The 15,981-nt window shown below is 62.7% G+C and carries 15 protein-coding genes and 1 riboswitch; of the genes, 3 read left to right on the top strand and 12 right to left on the bottom strand.

All coding sequences use genetic code 11. The features are described from left to right. Nucleotides 1-10: 10 nt before the first annotated feature. The 10 genes from AC1DNF_RS00260 to AC1DNF_RS00215 all read right to left on the bottom strand — a co-directional run bounded on the left by AC1DNF_RS00260 (nucleotide 11) and on the right by AC1DNF_RS00215 (nucleotide 10,223). A complete protein-coding gene (locus AC1DNF_RS00260; protein WP_478146524.1) occupies nucleotides 11-472 on the bottom strand; it encodes a MerR family transcriptional regulator in 462 nt (153 codons plus the stop codon). Nucleotides 473-536: 64 nt separating this feature from the next. After that, nucleotides 537-908, bottom strand: a complete 372-nt coding sequence (locus AC1DNF_RS00255) for an integration host factor subunit alpha (RefSeq protein WP_478146523.1) — start codon at nucleotides 906-908, stop codon at nucleotides 537-539. Beyond that, nucleotides 905-3,340: a phenylalanine--tRNA ligase subunit beta gene (gene pheT, locus AC1DNF_RS00250; protein ID WP_478146522.1), complete on the bottom strand. Its 2,436-nt coding sequence runs from the start codon at nucleotides 3,338-3,340 to the stop codon at nucleotides 905-907. Before pheT ends, AC1DNF_RS00255 begins: the two co-directional genes overlap by 4 nt. Before the next feature lie 19 nt (nucleotides 3,341-3,359). Continuing rightward, a complete protein-coding gene (pheS, locus tag AC1DNF_RS00245) occupies nucleotides 3,360-4,436 on the bottom strand; it encodes a phenylalanine--tRNA ligase subunit alpha (protein ID WP_478146521.1) in 1,077 nt (358 codons plus the stop codon). 134 nt (nucleotides 4,437-4,570) lie between these two features. Beyond that, complete coding sequence (rplT, locus tag AC1DNF_RS00240) at nucleotides 4,571-4,930, bottom strand: 50S ribosomal protein L20 (RefSeq protein WP_028253492.1); 360 nt, start codon at nucleotides 4,928-4,930, stop codon at nucleotides 4,571-4,573. A gap of 24 nt (nucleotides 4,931-4,954) precedes the next feature. Next, the gene (rpmI, locus tag AC1DNF_RS00235; protein WP_028253491.1) at nucleotides 4,955-5,158 is read right to left on the bottom strand and encodes a 50S ribosomal protein L35; all 204 of its coding nucleotides are present in this window, start codon (nucleotides 5,156-5,158) and stop codon (nucleotides 4,955-4,957) included. A gap of 156 nt (nucleotides 5,159-5,314) precedes the next feature. After that, nucleotides 5,315-5,923: a translation initiation factor IF-3 gene (infC, locus tag AC1DNF_RS00230; RefSeq protein WP_478146770.1), complete on the bottom strand. Its 609-nt coding sequence runs from the start codon at nucleotides 5,921-5,923 to the stop codon at nucleotides 5,315-5,317. Between the two features lie 96 nt (nucleotides 5,924-6,019). After that, the gene (gene thrS, locus AC1DNF_RS00225; protein WP_478146520.1) at nucleotides 6,020-7,927 is read right to left on the bottom strand and encodes a threonine--tRNA ligase; all 1,908 of its coding nucleotides are present in this window, start codon (nucleotides 7,925-7,927) and stop codon (nucleotides 6,020-6,022) included. A 340-nt stretch (nucleotides 7,928-8,267) separates the two neighbouring features. After that, nucleotides 8,268-9,587 (bottom strand): isocitrate lyase, encoded by a 1,320-nt coding sequence (gene aceA / locus AC1DNF_RS00220; protein ID WP_478146519.1) that lies wholly within the window; start codon nucleotides 9,585-9,587, stop codon nucleotides 8,268-8,270. A gap of 234 nt (nucleotides 9,588-9,821) precedes the next feature. Next, entirely contained in the window at nucleotides 9,822-10,223 is a 402-nt protein-coding gene (locus AC1DNF_RS00215; RefSeq protein WP_478146518.1) for a gamma-glutamylcyclotransferase family protein, read from the bottom strand. 34 nt (nucleotides 10,224-10,257) lie between these two features. Between AC1DNF_RS00215 and AC1DNF_RS00210 the strand changes: the two genes are divergently transcribed. Beyond that, entirely contained in the window at nucleotides 10,258-11,187 is a 930-nt protein-coding gene (locus tag AC1DNF_RS00210; RefSeq protein WP_478146517.1) for a DMT family transporter, read from the top strand. Nucleotides 11,188-11,370: 183 nt separating this feature from the next. Further along, nucleotides 11,371-11,790 carry an SWIB/MDM2 domain-containing protein gene (locus AC1DNF_RS00205; protein WP_478146516.1) on the top strand — a complete coding sequence of 140 codons (420 nt, stop codon included), beginning with the start codon at nucleotides 11,371-11,373 and terminating at the stop codon, nucleotides 11,788-11,790. Nucleotides 11,791-11,865: 75 nt separating this feature from the next. On the opposite strand, the gene AC1DNF_RS00200 is transcribed toward AC1DNF_RS00205, so the two are convergent. Further along, entirely contained in the window at nucleotides 11,866-13,593 is a 1,728-nt protein-coding gene (locus tag AC1DNF_RS00200) for a thiamine pyrophosphate-binding protein (protein WP_478146515.1), read from the bottom strand. Nucleotides 13,594-13,846: 253 nt separating this feature from the next. After that, nucleotides 13,847-14,013, top strand: a riboswitch (FMN riboswitch). An 85-nt stretch (nucleotides 14,014-14,098) separates the two neighbouring features. On the opposite strand from AC1DNF_RS00200, the gene AC1DNF_RS00195 reads away from it, so the two are divergent. Beyond that, nucleotides 14,099-14,611, top strand: coding sequence for a 6,7-dimethyl-8-ribityllumazine synthase (locus AC1DNF_RS00195; protein WP_478146514.1), 513 nt, complete (start codon nucleotides 14,099-14,101; stop codon nucleotides 14,609-14,611). Nucleotides 14,612-14,645: 34 nt separating this feature from the next. Here the strand turns inward: AC1DNF_RS00195 and AC1DNF_RS00190 are convergent, their stop codons facing one another. Next, the gene (locus AC1DNF_RS00190) at nucleotides 14,646-15,893 is read right to left on the bottom strand and encodes an MFS transporter (RefSeq protein WP_478146513.1); all 1,248 of its coding nucleotides are present in this window, start codon (nucleotides 15,891-15,893) and stop codon (nucleotides 14,646-14,648) included. Nucleotides 15,894-15,981: the final 88 nt, after the last annotated feature.

The following is a 15,981-nucleotide window of genomic DNA, read 5'->3' as shown; positions in this document are numbered from 1 at the left end:
CCTTGCGATTTCAGTGACTCGCCGTCAGCAGCTCACGAATTTCGTACAACTCGCGCCGCAGGTGCAATAACTGCGAAAGATCGACGGTGCGGGTCGCCGATTCGGAGGCGTCCATGCCGTCCTGGACAGCGGCGTCGAATTCCTCGCGATCGATCTCGATCGCCTCCAGCCCTTCGAGCGGGACCTCGCCGGCCTTGCGGCGATCACGCTCGGTTTGCACCAGTTCCTGCAGCTTGTTGCGCGCGCCGCTGATGGTGAAGCCCTGGTCATAAAGCAAGTCGCGGATGCGGCGGATCATGAGCACTTCATGGTGCTGGTAGTAGCGCCGGTTGCCGCGCCGCTTCATCGGACGCAGTTGCGTGAACTCTTGCTCCCAGTAGCGCAGCACGTGCGGCTTGACGCCGCAAAGCTCGCCGACTTCACCGATCGTGAAGTAGCGTTTGACGGGAATCGGGGGGAGCGTTTTCTCCATTGAAATCAAGACAGTGCGAGCGAAACCTTAGAGGTTACCCCAGGCTCGTGTGCAGCACCAAGCACTATTCGGCGCCAAGGCTCCACTCGACCTCCTGCGGCGTCTCATCGCCGATGACGCCGTGCATCTGCTCCTTCAGTTTCGCGCTCGCGTGGAAAGTCGCCACGCGGCGTTCGCCGATGGGAATGGCTTCGCCCGTGCGCGGATTGCGGCCGGGCCGCGGCGCCTTGACGCGGATCTGGAAATTGCCGAAGCCGGAGATCTTGACGTCGGTGCCTTCGATCAGGCTGTTGGCGATGAGGTCGAAGAAGGCTTCGACCATATCCTTGGACTCGCGCTTGTTCAACCCGATCTGCTCGAACAGCAGGTCGGCCAGATGCGCCTTGGTGAGAGCCGGCGTTTCAAGGGCTTCGAGCGTGAATTCCATGGCGTTCATACTCGCAGGCGTGCACCGAGCTTGGCGCCGAGTTGATCAATGATCGTACGCACCGCGGCCTCGACCTGCTCATCGGTCAGTGTGGCGGTTTCGCTGTTGAAGCTCAGGCGCACGGCCATGCTCTTTTCGCCGGGGGCCAGGCCGCCGGGCGCGGCGGCCGCCCCGCTTGTGACCGGTGGCCGATAGATGTCGAAGAGAGCGAGCTCGCGCAAGAGGCTGGTATCCGACGCGGCCCGGATCGCGTTCATGAGCGCGTCGTGCGTCACCGATTCAGCGACCACGACTGCAATGTCGCGCTCGACCGCCTGGTGCCTGGGCACCGGTTCGGCAAGCGGCACCGGGCGCGCGGTGACGGCATCGAGTTCGAGTTCGAACAGCACCGGAGCCTGCGCGAAGTCCCACTTCTGGCGCCAGCGGGGATGGAGCTCGCCCACGACGCCGATGGCACGACCATCCAGCAGCACGCGAGCGGCACGCCCCGGATGCAGCGCGGGATGTTCCGTGGGTTCGAAGCTCGGCACCAGCGGCGCCAGCAACGCCTCGACGTCACCCTTGATGTCGAAGAAATCGGCGCGCCGCACCTTGCCTTCCCATCGTGCGTGTTCCGCATCGCCCCAGGCCAGGCCAGCCACGCGCATGGGCTGGTGAATGCCCTTGACGGTGCTGTCGGTGGTGACAACTGTGTCGTCGCGCAAGAACACGCGTCCCAGCTCGAAGACACGCACACGCGGCGCCCGGCGATCGAGGTTGAACTTGAGCACCTGCAGCAGCGAGCCGATCAGCGATGAACGCATCACGCTCATCTGGCTCGCGATGGGGTTCAGCAGTTTGATCGGATGAGCATTGCCGGCGAGATCCTGCTCCCAGTGCGCCTCGACAAAACTGAAGTTGATCGTCTCCTGGTAGCCGAGCGCCGCGAGTCGATGGCGCACCGCAAAACGGCTGCGCTGGGCCTCACGAGGCACCCGCGCAGTGATCGGAGCCAGCGGCGGCGTGGTCGGCAGGTTGTTGTAGCCGACGAGACGCGCGATCTCTTCGATCAGGTCCTCCTCCAGGCGCAAATCGAAACGATGTGGCGGAGGAGTGACGACCAGCGTGCCTTGACCTTCCTCGATGAGAAAGTCGAGCCGGCGCAAGGCGTCGCGGCACTGGGCCTGCGTGAGCGGCATCCCGATGACGCGCGCGGCGCGCGCCACGCGCAAGGTGACCGGTTCGGCTTCGGGCACGCGAAGGGTCTGGTCGTCGATGGATGCAGCTTGGCCGCCGCAGATATCGACGATCAACTGCGTGATGCGCTCGATGACCGCGACAGTGCGGCTGGGGTCGACGCCGCGCTCGAACCGATGTCCTGCATCGGTCGAGAAATTGAAGCGCCGCGAGCGCCCCTGGATGGCCTCGGGCCACCAGAACGCCGCCTCGACGTAGATATTGCGAGTGTCATCGGACACGGCCGTCGCATCGCCGCCCATGATGCCGGCGAGGGATTCCACTTCGCGCTCGTCCGCAATCACGCCGACATTTTCGTCCACGGTGACGGTGCTGCCATTGAGCAGCTTGAGTTGCTCGCCCGGCTTGCCCCAACGAACAGTGAGGCCGCCATGGATCTTGTCGAGATCGAAGATGTGGGTCGGCTGCCCGTATTCGAACATGACGTAGTTCGAGATATCGACCAGCGGCGACACGCTGCGCTGGCCGCAGCGCGCGAGGCGATCGACCATCCATGCGGGTGTCGCGGCCCGCGTATCGACGCCGCGAACGATGCGGCCGGAGAATCGGCCGCAGAGTTCGGGGGCTTCGACCTTGACGGGCAGCTTGTCCGCGAGTGCGGCCTTGACGGCGGGAATCGCCGGCGCCTGAAGCGGCGCGCCGGTCAAAGCGGCCAGCTCGCGGGCAATGCCATGGACACTCAGCCCGTGCGCGAGGTTGGGTGTGAGCTTGAGCGTCAGCAGTGCGTCGTCGAGCTTCAATACGTCGCGCACGTCCGCACCGATCGGCGCGTCCGCCGCGAGTTCGAGCAAGCCACCATGATCGTCGCTGAGCTTGAGTTCGCGCGCAGAGCAGAGCATGCCCTGGCTTTCCACGCCACGCAGCTTGCCCAGCTTGATGAGGAAGGGCTTGCCGTCGTCACCTGGCGGCAACTCGGCGCCCACCAGCGCCAAGGGCACCTTGATGCCGACGCGCGCATTGGGCGCGCCGCAGACGATATTGAGCAAGGCGCCCTGCCCAGCATCCACCTGGCACACGCGCAGCCGATCCGCGTTCGGGTGCTGAACCGCATCCTTGATCTCGCCGACCACGACTTTGGTGAATGGGGGTGCGACCGGGCGGCGCTCCTCGACCTCCAACCCACCCATGGTGAGCGTCTCGGCCAGTTCGGCGCTGCTGAGCGGCGGGTTGCAGAACTCGCGCAACCAGGACTCTGGGAATTGCATCTCGTCGTTCTCGTTCTGTTTACTGGAATTGGCTCAGGAAGCGAAGATCGCCCTCGAAGAAAAGGCGCAGATCATTCACGCCGTAGCGCAGCATCGTGAGCCGGTCCGGCCCCATGCCGAAGGCGAAGCCGATGTAACGCTCAGGGTCGAGACCCATATTGCGCACCACGTTCGGATGCACCTGGCCGGAACCCGCGACCTCGAGCCAGCGGCCAGCCAGCGGACCGCTCTGGAACTGGATATCGATTTCGGCGCTCGGCTCGGTGAATGGGAAGAAGCTCGGGCGAAAGCGAAGGACCAGGTCGTCGCTCTCGAAGAACGTGCGGCAAAAGTCGGTGAACACGACCTTGAGATCCTTGAAGCTCACGTTCTCACCCAGCCACAGGCCTTCGCACTGATGGAACATCGGCGAATGCGTGGCGTCGCTGTCGACACGGTAGGTGCGGCCCGGCGCGATCACGCGCACTTCAGGCGCCTTGACCGTCCCCGTGGTGTCAGCCGAGGCGGCCGCGAACTGCGCGCCGTACTTCTTGATGTGCTGCTGGGCATAACGCACCTGCATCGGGCTGGTGTGCGGTCGCAGGTTGTAGGGAATGCCGTCTTCGCCGTCGATGTCGACGTAGAAGGTGTCCTGCATCGACCGTGCGGGGTGATTCGGGGGGTTGTTGAGCGAGGTAAAGCTGTGCCAGTCGCTTTCGATCTCGGGGCCATCCGCGACGTCAAATCCCATGCTCGAGAAAATGGTCTCGATACGCTCCATCGTGCGGCTCACCGGATGCAGGCCGCCGGGCATGCGATGGCGGCCAGGCAAGGTGACGTCCAGGGCTTCAGCCCGCAGCTGCACAGCGAGTTCATCATCGGCCAGCTGCTGGCGGCGCTCGGTGAGCGCCGCTTCGATGGCCTGCTTGGCGACATTGATGGCTGCTCCGCGCGACTTCTTCTCGTCGACGCTCAATGCGGCCATGCCTTTCATCAGTTCGGTGATGTGACCGGCCTTGCCAAGGAAGCGGGCCTTGGCGTTCTCGAGCTCGGCCGGGGCATTCGCTTCTGCAAAGGCGGCGCGTGCGGTGCCGACCAGGGAGTCCAACTCGTTCATGGGAAATTCTTCGAGGTGAAAATATGAAGGGGCCGACGCGGCGATGAAAAAAGGGCTGGAGCCCTTTCAAGCGCCAGCCCTTGTGCCGTGGGCGCATGCCGCCATCCCGGAGGAAGGCGACCTGCTATGCAGGATCAAGCAGCCAGCTTGGCCTTGACCTGCTCCACGATGCCGGCAAAAGCGGCCTTGTCGTGCACGGCGATATCGGCGAGAACCTTGCGGTCGATCTCGATACCTGCCTTGCGGATGCCATTGGCGAACTGGCTGTAAGTCAGGCCCAGTTCACGCGAAGCGGCATTGATACGGGCGATCCACAATTGGCGGAACACGCGCTTCTTGGTGCGGCGGTCACGGTAGGCATATTGGCCTGCCTTCATCACCGCCTGCTTGGCGATGCGGAAGACATTGCCGCGGCGACCGCGGAAACCCTTGGCGAGTGCGAGAACCTTCTTGTGGCGGGCGCGAGCCGTTACACCACGTTTGACGCGAGGCATGTGTGTACTCCTTGTTCGTCTGGGTTAGATGCCGCTGCCGGGCAACATGGCGGCCATCGAAACCATGTTGGTCTCGTGAACTGCAGTTGCACCACGCAAGTGACGCTTGTTCTTGGTGGTCTTCTTGGTCAGGATGTGACGCTTGAAGGCTTGACCGCGCTTGACGGTGCCACCGGGACGAACGCGGAAACGTTTTTTCGCGCTGCTCTTGGTCTTCATTTTGGGCATATGAATGCTCCTTTAGTTTGTGCTCGTGAGGCGCCGCGGAATGTTCCACGAACTTGTTGGCCCCGAGACACTTCTTTATCCCGCCCCTGCCTGCACCCTGAAGTGCCAGCAAGGACGAAATCCCTTCGAATTCTTCTCCGATTCGCTAACAGCGACTCACGCCGCCGCTGGTGCCGCCGTCGGCTCCGAAGCCGGCTTCGCGGGCCCAGCCTTCCTGCGGCCGGGCGCGATCATCATGATCATCTGACGACCTTCGAGCTTTGGAAACTGCTCGACTACGATCAGGTCACCGAGTTCGTCACGAATGCGCTGCAACAGCGCAAGACCCAGCTCCTGGTGCGTAATCTCGCGACCGCGGAAGCGCAGCGTGATCTTGCATTTGTCGCCTTCTTCAAGGAAGCGCCGGATGTTGCGCATCTTGATGTTGTAGTCACCGTCGTCGGTACCGGGCCGGAACTTGATTTCCTTGACCTCAATGACCTTCTGCTTCGACTTCGCCTCGGCTGCCTTCTTCTGCTCGTGGTACTTGAACTTGCCGTACTCGATCAGGCGGCAGACGGGCGGATTGGCCGCCGCGACAACTTCCACCAAATCCACGTCTTGTTCACCAGCCAGGCGCAGTGCCTCAGCAAGACTCACAACACCCAACGGCTCGTTCTCGGGCCCGATCAGGCGGACTTCCGGGGCCATGATTTCCCGGTTCAGGCGGTGTTGGCGTTCCTCGCGGTGGCGCCGGTCGCGAAATGCAGTAGCGATGGTCAGGATCCTTCAATCAAACTGCTACAAAAATTGTAGCTAACACCGTAGAGTCCACGCCCACAAGCAGCCTGATCGGTAAATCAGCCTTTGAACCGTTCAAATTCAAAGCTTGTGTTGGATGTCGTTGGCGATCTTTTGTGAAAACGCCTCCACCGACATGGCACCGAGGTCAATATTGCCTCGGGCGCGCACTGCGACGGCACCTGCCTCCTTCTCTTTGTCACCTACAACAAGGATGTAAGGAAGCTTTTGCAACGAATGCTTCCGTATTTTATACGTAATCTTCTCGTTGTGCAGATCCAGCTGGACTCTAAGCCCTTGATCCAGCAGCGTTTTCGCAACGTGCTTCGCGTAATCTGCCTGCCCTTCGCTGATATTGAGCACCGCGACATGCACCGGCGCAAGCCACGCTGGGAGTGCGCCGGAGTGATGTTCGATGAGCATGCCGATGAAACGCTCAAGGCTCCCGACGATGGCGCGGTGAAGCATGACGGGGTAGGCGCGCCCGCTGGTCTCCGTCACGTATTCGCCGCCGAGGCGCTCAGCCGTATTGAAGTCAACCTGCATGGTGCCGCACTGCCACTGGCGGCCGATCGCGTCACGCAAGGTGTACTCGATCTTCGGCCCGTAGAAGGCGCCTTCGCCAGGCGAAATGATGAAGTCGACACCCGAACGGCGAAGCGATTCCATTACCGCATGCTCGGCTTTGTCCCACAGTTCGTCGGACCCCACCCGGTTGTCCGGCCGCGTCGCAACCTTGTAGAGGATGTCGGTGAAACCGAAGTCGGCGTAAACCTTCTGCAGTTGCGCCGTGTAGGCAATGCACTCCTCGAGGATCTGGTCTTCGGTGCAGAAGATGTGACCATCATCCTGGGTGAAGCCGCGAACCCGCATGATGCCGTGCAGCGCGCCGCTGGGTTCGTTGCGATGACATTGGCCGAATTCGCCATAGCGCAAGGGCAGGTCACGATAGCTGCGCAGGTCCGACTTGAAGATCAGTACGTGGCCCGGGCAGTTCATCGGCTTGAGCGCGTACTCGCGCTTCTCCGACTCCGTCGTGAACATGTTCTCGCGGTAGTTCTGCCAGTGACCCGTCTTCTCCCACAAGCTCTTGTCGAGGATCTGCGGGCCCTTGACTTCCTGGTATTCCGTGGCCCGATAGACGCCGCGCATGTACTGCTCGACGGCCTGCCAGATGGCCCAGCCCTTGGGATGCCAGAACACGACACCCGGCGCCGCCTCGTCGATGTGGAACAGATCGAGTTCCTTGCCCAGTCTGCGGTGGTCGCGCTTCTCGGCCTCCTCGATGCGTCGGATGTAGTCGTCGAGCTGTTTCTTGTCCGCCCAGGCCGTCCCGTAGATACGCTGCAGCTGCTCGTTCTTGGCGTCGCCGCGCCAGTAGGCACCCGCAAGCTTCGTCAACTTGAAGACCTTGAGGAAACGCGTGTTCGGCACGTGCGGGCCGCGGCACATGTCGACATACTCTTGGTGATAGTAGAGGCCCATGGCCTTCTCGTCGGGCATGTCCTCCACCAGGCGAAGCTTGTAGTCTTCGCCGCGGGACTTGAACACCTCGATCACTTCCTCGCGCGGCGTCATCTTCTTGATCACGTCGTAGTCCTGAGCGATCAGTTCACGCATGCGCGCTTCGATCGCTTCCACGTCATCGGGCGTGAAGGGGCGCTCGTAGGAGATGTCGTAATAGAAGCCCTCCTCGATAACCGGGCCGATCACCATCTTGGCCGTCGGGTAAAGCTGTTTCACTGCATGGCCAACCAGGTGGGCTGTGGAGTGGCGAATGATCTCAAGGCCTTCTTCGTCCTTCGGCGTGATGATCTGGAGCTTGGCGTCGCGGTCGATGACGTCGCTCGCGTCGACCAGCCGGCCGTCAATCTTGCCAGCCACGGTCATCTTCGCGAGGCCGGGGCCGATGGACTTGGCAACGTCGGCCACCGAAACCGGGCCAGGGAACTCGCGGCGCGAGTTGTCGGGGAGCGTGATCTGGATCATGAAAAAACCTCGGCGAGAAAACAAAAAAGCGCGGTCTGTGACCGCGCTTGGCTATGGTTCATGTGCTGGATGTCTTCAGCGTGCGCGGCCTACCGGCCTTTTCCTTCGGGGAAAAGACCGCTCAATCCTTGCGGCGTAGTTCGCGGTGTCATAACCAGATTGCCTTTCTCGCTCTTGTTGCAGAGTTGGAGGTGCCGACGGAGTTGTCGATGGAGCTGAGGATTCTATCCGCGCTCGCGGAAGTTGCCGAAGCCGGCTGTTGCACCTGAACGCGCCACGGCAAACAAAAAAATCCCCGCGGATTTCTCGCGCGGGGACCCAAACCATCGACCGGCGAAGTTCAGTGGAACTGCTCTTCTTCGGTGGAACCCGTCAATGCCGTCACGCTCGACTTGCCGCCCTGGATCACGGTGGTCACTTCATCGAAATAGCCGGTCCCCACTTCCTGCTGGTGCGACACGAAGGTATAGCCGCGCTCGCGTGCCGCGAACTCGGGCTCCTGCACCTTGTCGACGTAGGCTGACATGCCGCGCGCCACATAGTCCTGTGCAAGATCGAACATGTTGAACCACATCGAGTGGATGCCCGCCAGCGTGATGAACTGGTACTTGTAGCCCATGGCGCCCAGTTCCTTCTGGAACTTCGCGATGGTGGCGTCGTCGAGGTTCTTCTTCCAGTTGAATGAAGGCGAGCAGTTGTAGGCCAGCATCTTTCCGGGGTGCACCTTGTGGACGGCTTCGGCAAACTTGCGCGCGAACTCGAGGTCGGGCGTGCCGGTCTCGCACCACACCAGGTCGGCATAGTAGGCGTAGGCGACGGCACGGCTGATCGCCTGATCCATGCCCTTCCTCGTCTTGTAGAAACCTTCGGCGGTCCGCTCGCCGGTGAGGAAAGGCTTGTCGTTCTCGTCGTAGTCGCTGGTGATGAGGTCGGCCGCTTCCGCATCGGTGCGGGCGATCACGAGCGTGGGCGTGCCGCAAACGTCGGCAGCCATGCGAGCGGCGATCAGCTTCTGGACAGCTTCCGTCGTGGGCACGAGAACCTTGCCACCCATATGACCGCACTTCTTGACCGAGGCGAGCTGGTCTTCGAAGTGCACGCCGCCGGCGCCGGCCTTGATCATCGCCTTCATGAGTTCGAAGCCGTTGAGCACGCCGCCAAAACCTGCTTCGGCATCCGCCACGATAGGCGCGAAGTAGTCAACGTAGCCCTTGTCGCCGGGGTTCACACCCTTGGACCACTGGATCTCATCGGCACGGCGGAAGGTGTTGTTGATGCGTTCCACCACCGTCGGCACCGAATCCACCGGATACAGCGATTGGTCGGGATACATCGATGCATAGCTGTTGTTGTCTGCGGCGACTTGCCAGCCCGACAGGTAGATCGCCTTTACGCCGGCCTTGACCTGCTGCATCGCCTGACCGCCCGTCAGCGCACCAAGGCAGTTGACGTAGGGTTCGTTGTTCACGAGGTCCCAAAGCTTCTCTGCGCCGCGGCGCGCCAGGGTGTGCTCGATCGGGAACGAGCCGCGCAGGCGCACCACGTCGGCTGCGCTGTAGCCTCGCTTGATGCCTTTCCAGCGCGGGTTCGTCGCCCACTCTTTTTCGAGCGCGGCGATCTGTTGTTCGCGGCTGAGTTGTTCTGTGAGGGTCTGGGGCATGGTCACTCCGAAGGTTGTTGATTGAGGGGTGGGCGCTGTTGCGACCGTGGAGTCACTTTAAAGCCGACTCTTCACTCTTATGTCTTATATAAGACATATTTTTTGTTCATTAAAATCAACAACTTGCAGATTTTTTTCTCAATACGGAATAATTTTTCTTATATTGAGAAAAAATATTGCGCCGCAGCACGACTTCATTTCGCAATATGGAACGATCTCTTCGCGCATGAAAAATCAGCCTGATCGGTGCGCCATCCAGTCCCCACCGGCGATCACGGGCTTGCCGGCGATGCGAGCGGGATGGATCTCATAGACCAGGCACACGAACCGCTGAATGCCCACCAAGACCTGCACCTCCCGCTTGATGTATTCGCCCATGTCGTCCGGAAGCACTTCCTCGAGCGCGTCGAGCTGTGCTTCGACTGATGCGGTGATGCGATAGATCTCACCGAGCACCTGGCCGCTTCCCCTCAGCGCGGCTCCAGGGTAGGCGCCAAGGTCATATAGCGTTCCGGCGATGCACGCGTCGGCCACGTACTCGGGCGACGGCGAATAGCATGCGATGTCGTTGCGACCGCCTCTGCGCAAGGTGCCGTAGACAAATACATGGCGGGCCGAGTCGGTGGATTGGGGCATCATCGAATCCTTTGTTCGCAACGCCTCCAGTCTATTGAACCCCGCCCTCCCCGCACCGGGCCGCCTCATGGCCTATGGCTGCCTCGCCCTGAGCATGTCGCTCGTGGGCAGCTACGTCGCTCTCTCCAAGCCGCTCGTGGTCGCCTTCCCGGTGCTGCTGCTTGCATGGCTGCGCTTCGGCATCGCGGCCCTCGCCATGCCGCACTGGCTGCGGCGTCCCGCAGACGAGCCAACAATGAGCGCGCGCACGCGCGGACTGGTGTTCCTCGAATCCTTTCTCGGCAACTTCCTCTTCTCCATCTGCATGCTCTTCGGCGTGAGCCTGACCAGTGCGGTGTCGGCCGGCGTGATCATGGCGTCGATCCCTGCAGTGGTTGCGATCGGCAGCTGGCTCTTCTTGCGCGAGCGCATCGCGGCGCGCATCGGGCTTGCGATCGCATGTTCGGCCCTGGGCATCGGCCTGCTCGCGCTCGCGCCTGCGCAAGCAACGGTGCATGCGAACGTGCCGGCATCGTCATCGTCGATGCCATGGCTCGGCAACCTGCTGGTGTTCTGCGCCGTGCTGTGCGAGGCCGCCTATGCGGTGATCGGAAAGTCGCTCACGGGACGCCTCGGCCCCAAGCGGATCTCGTCGCTGATCAACCTCTGGGGCTTCGTTCTTTCGACACCCTTCGGCATCTGGTTCGCGCTGCGCTTCGATTTCCGCGCGGTCAGCATGGGGCTTTGGGGCCTGCTGGTGGTCTATGCCCTGGCTGCCAGCATCTGGACGGTATGGCTCTGGATGACGGGCCTGAAGAAGGTTCCGGCCTCGCAGGCCGGCGTCTTCACCGTCATGCTGCCGGTCAGCGCCGCACTGGTCGGCGTGCTCGTTCTTGGTGAGAGCCTGACGGCTGCGCAGCTGCTCGCATTCGCGCTCGCGCTGCTTGGCGTGGTGCTCGCGACCTGGCCCCAGAGGCGCGGCTGAGCAAGCATCGAAGGCGCCTTCAGAGGAGAAACACATCGTTCTCTCCTCTGAAAAAACAACAACCTCCAATGAAAAAGTCGCTTTTTCCCTTGGAAACGCGTTTCTTCTCCTTTAGCATCCGCAATGCCAGTGGAGACACCGCTTTTCATTGGTGAAGTGTCCAACCAAAAAAGGAAATCAACCATGGCAACTGCAAAGAAGGCTCCGGCCAAGAAAGCTCCCGCGAAGAAGGCCGCTCCGGCCAAGAAGGCGGCTGCACCGGCAAAGAAGGCTGCACCTGCGAAGAAGGCAGCTCCCGCGAAGAAGGCTGCACCCGCCAAGAAGGCCGCTGCGAAGAAGGCTCCCGCCAAGAAGCGCACGCCCAACGCGGCCTTCATGAAGGCGCTGACCCCCAGCCCGGCACTCGCCGCTGTGGTCGGTTCAACGCCCCTGCCGCGCACCGCTGTCGTGAGCAAGCTGTGGGACTACATCAAGAAGAACAATCTTCAAGACAAGGCCAACAAGCGCAACATCAACGCCGATGCCAAGCTGAAGGAAATCTTCGGCAAGGCGCAAGTGTCGATGTTCGAGCTGGCTTCGCTGATCGGCAAGCACGTCAAGTAAGCGACAAGCGCCTCGTGCGCTTCAATCAAAAAGCCGGCCCAAGCCGGCTTTTTTTTTGGCTCGACTACGCCCCCCTCAAGCGTCCGAAGAGTGCGCCTGCGCGGCCTTTCTGATCGAGCTCAGCGTGCCCCGTGTAGTGATCACTTCGGGATCCAGCGGGATCTCGATCAGCGTTCCGGTGTCGGCCGCGAGCGCGCGCAGCAGCGCGCCTTCAAATTGCGAAGTCTCGGTCACGAGTTCCGCGGCATAGCCGTAGGCCTTGGCCAGCGCGCAGAAATCCGGGTTGCGCAATGCGGTGCCGCTGACCTTCGTCGGGTACTCGCGCTCCTGATGCATGCGAATCGTCCCGAACATGCCGTTGTTCAGCAGAACGATGATGCTCTTGCCCCCGTGCTGCGAGGCGGTGGCGAGTTCCTGCCCGTTCATGAGGAAGTCGCCGTCGCCAGCGATCGTGAAGACAACGCGCCCCGTCGCGATGTTGGCCGCGATGCCGGCCGGAACGCCATAACCCATGGCACCGCTGGTCGGCGCGAGCTGCGTCTTGTGGCCCTTCGCGAGGCCGTGGTAGCGAAAGTAGCGGTGCACCCAGCTGGCGAAATTGCCCGCCCCGTTCGTGATCGCCGCGTCTGGCGGCAGGTGCTTCTGCAACAGCCCGACCACTGCGACCATGTCCACGGACCCGCGCGGCGCCTCCGCCGGGAGCCCCGCGAGGGCCTGCGGCTCCAGATTCGCAAGGTAGTCGGCATGCGCAGCGGCGGTCCATGCCTCCCACGGCAACTCGGTCGGCGCGCTGAGCACCTCGAGGCTGCGCGCGGCCGAGCTCATGCCGGCGTTGATCGCGAGGTCCGCCTGATAGACCCGATTGAGTTCTTCCGCGCTCGCATGGAAGTGCACCAGCGTCTGTTTCGCCTTCGGTGCTTCGAGCAGCGTGTATCCATTGGTCGTCATCTCGCCGAGCCGCGGACCGATGGCGATGATCAGATCGCTGTGCTTCACGCGCTCCGCGAGCTTCGGATTGAGCGCGATGCCCACGTCGCCGGCATACAGCGGATGGTGGTTGTCGAAGGTGTCCTGGAAGCGGAACGCATTGGTGACCGGCAGCCTCCAGTTCTCCGCGAAGCGCTGCAGCGCCTGCGCCGCCTGCGGCGTCCAGCCGCCGCCACCGGCGATCACCAGCGGCCGCTCGGACTTCATCAGCATCTCGCGCAAGGTGCGCAGCGCGCCGGGATCGCTCCAAGGCTCGACCGCCTCCACGCGGCGCAATGGCCTCGACGCAGTCATCGCACGCAACATGTCTTCAGGCAACACCAGCACCACCGGCCCCGGGCGGCCATTCATGGCCGTCGCGAATGCGCGTGCAATGTATTCCGGAATGCGATTGGCGTCGTCGATGCGCTCCACACGCTTGGCGAAACCCTTCGTGCTCGGACCGAAGAAACTGCCGTAGTCGACCTCCTGGAAGGCCTCGCGATCGCGGAAGTCGCTGCCGACATCGCCGACGAACAGCACCATAGGCGTCGAATCCTGGAAGGCGTTGTGCACGCCAATCGAGGCGTTGGTGGCGCCCGGGCCGCGCGTGACGAAGCAGATGCCGGGCCGGCCCGTCAGCTTGCCGTGCGCCTCGGCCATGAAGGCCGCGCCGCCCTCCTGACGATTCACGATGAAGCGGATGCGCTCGCCGTAGGCGTGAAAGCCGTCGAGCACCGCGAGATAGCTTTCGCCGGGAACACCAAAGGCCAGTTCGACGCCTTGTTCGATCAGGCACTCGACGATCAGATGGCCTGCGGGTTGTGATGAGCTCATGTACGGAATGCCTCTGCTGCAATATGGGTGCGCGGATTATCTGCGCCCTCCTTCACCGGCGCGACCGTGCTGCGTGTCCCACCGCACCCACCGCTTCTCCAAGATCAGTTTCGGCTGCAACCCGGCCAACCACTTGGCGTACCTCGACGCCGTGCTCGCAACGCTCAGGAATGAGGTCCGGCGCGCAGCCCGCACGCAAGCGCGGTCTTGCAGCCTTGCCTAGAATCGGCCCTGCTCCGGCTTCTGCCGGTGCAAGCGTTCTCAGGGCGGGGTGAGATTCCCCACCGGCGGTGATGGCGACGCGTGGCGACACGCTCGCATGAGCCCGCGAGCGCCAGCGGCTCGTCATGAGCCGCTGGGTCAGCAGACCTGGTGAGATCCCGGGGCCGACGGTCATAGTCCGGATGAAAGAGAGCGCGACCCCGTTGCCGGGCAGGCGCATCCTTGCGCATGCTCCGGCGATGGGTTCGTGCGCCCTGATTCAGGAAACCGTCAAAGGCCAACCATGAGTCAGATCAACGACCTTCCCCTCTCCGCCATCGCCGCATCGGATGCCCCGCGCGGCCAGCGCATCGCCTTCATACAGGCGCAATGGCATTCGGACATCGTCCACCAGGCACGCGACGCCTTCCTCGAGGAAATGGCCCGCCAGGGCGTGGCGCTCGACACCATCGATGTGTTCGACGTGCCTGGCGCCTTCGAGATTCCGCTGCACGCGAAGCGGCTCGCCAGCTCGGGGCGCTACGCCGCCATTGTCGGCTGCGCGCTGGTGGTGGACGGCGGCATCTACCGCCACGAATTCGTCGCCAGCACGGTGGTGAACTCATTGATGACGGTGCAGCTGGAAACCAACGTGCCGATCCTGTCGGCCGTGCTCACGCCGCATCACTTCCATGAGCACGTGGAGCACCGGAAGTATTTCCACCGGCACTTCGCGGTCAAGGGGACCGAAGCGGCCGAGGCCTGCGTGAAGACCATCGAGGGACTGCGGCGCGTCGACGCGCTCCTCGCCGCTTGATCGCCGCCCGACAGGGCGGGCAATCAAGAGGGCGTCAAGCCGAGGCGGCAACCAATGCTTCTCGCCGCACGCGACGCACATTGAATGCGCTTGCGATCAGCACGCCCTGCACGATGGCCAGGCCGATAATCACGCTCGTGTATTGGCCGTTGTCCATCAACCGGCCGAAGATCAGCGGCGCCACTGCCTGCCCGATGTCGAGCCCGGCATAGACCACGCCGTACACGCGCCCGGTGGCATTGGCCGGCGTCGAGCGCTTGACCAGGAGATCGCGCGACGGCCCGGCAATGCCGGTAGCAAAACCCATGGCACCAAAAATGACCGGCACCATGAAAGGCGCGAAATCCGCCAGCGCCAGCACCAGCGCCAGCACCGCCGCAACGCCGAAGCCCGCTCCCACGATGCGCTCGCACCGTGAGGGGTCGGAGGCCAGGAAGCCCCCCACCACCATGCCGCTGGCGCTGGCAACCATGTAGATGGTCAGGCATACCGCGATCAGCGCTACGGGCACTGCGTGCAAGTGGCCGGCCGCAGCCGGTGCAAAGGTCTGCACCACGCTCAGGGTCATCGCGTAGAAGAGGAAGAAGCCGAAGCACATCCAGACCGCCGGGATCTTCAGGAAGGCGAACTCGCCGCCGCCGGTGGCATTCGGCCCTGTGGCCTTTTGCACCGCGCTCGCGTCGAGCGATAGCACACTGCGGTTGAACCACAGCACGAGCAGCACGGCCACGGCCACGGCACCTGCCGAAGCCAGCGCCACCCGCCATGAGAAGGCGATGGCGAGAGGCACCACGAAGGCCGGCGCCAGCGCCCAGCCCAGGCTGCCAGTGATGCCGTGCACGCTGTAGGCGTGGCCGAGTCGCGTCGGTGCCACCTTGCGATTGAAAAGCGTGTAGTCGACCGGGTGGAAGACACCGTTGCCGGTGCCCGCGATCACCGCGCTGCCGAGAAGCATCCAGTAGTTCTGCGCCAGGGCGTAGCTGAAAGCGGCCAGCCCGAGCATGCCGAGCCCCACGAAAAGCACGGGCCGCGGGCCCAGCTTGTCGACGATGAAGCCCGAAGCCGCCTGCACGATGCACGAGACGACGAAGAACACTGTGAGGACCGCGCCGAGCTCGGTGTAGCTCACATTGAACGCGTCCTTGAGCCAGGGGAACAAGGGCGCCAGCACGAGCTGACTGAAATGGCTCACGGCATGCGCCAGCCCCACCAGGCCAATCAGCTTGACATCAGAGCGCAGGGTGGGCGCCGCGGTGGCGGCGGTCTTGGTGAAAGAGGACATGGTTTGCAACAAGAAACTGGCGGGGCACCGATCCTATGCCGCGCCGTCGCGGCAGAATGGCGATACAGAGACAACATTTGTCGCAATC

It is taken from the genome of Variovorax sp. 01T432 (assembly GCF_056398605.1).
This window is presented reverse-complemented; position numbering and strand designations above follow the sequence as displayed.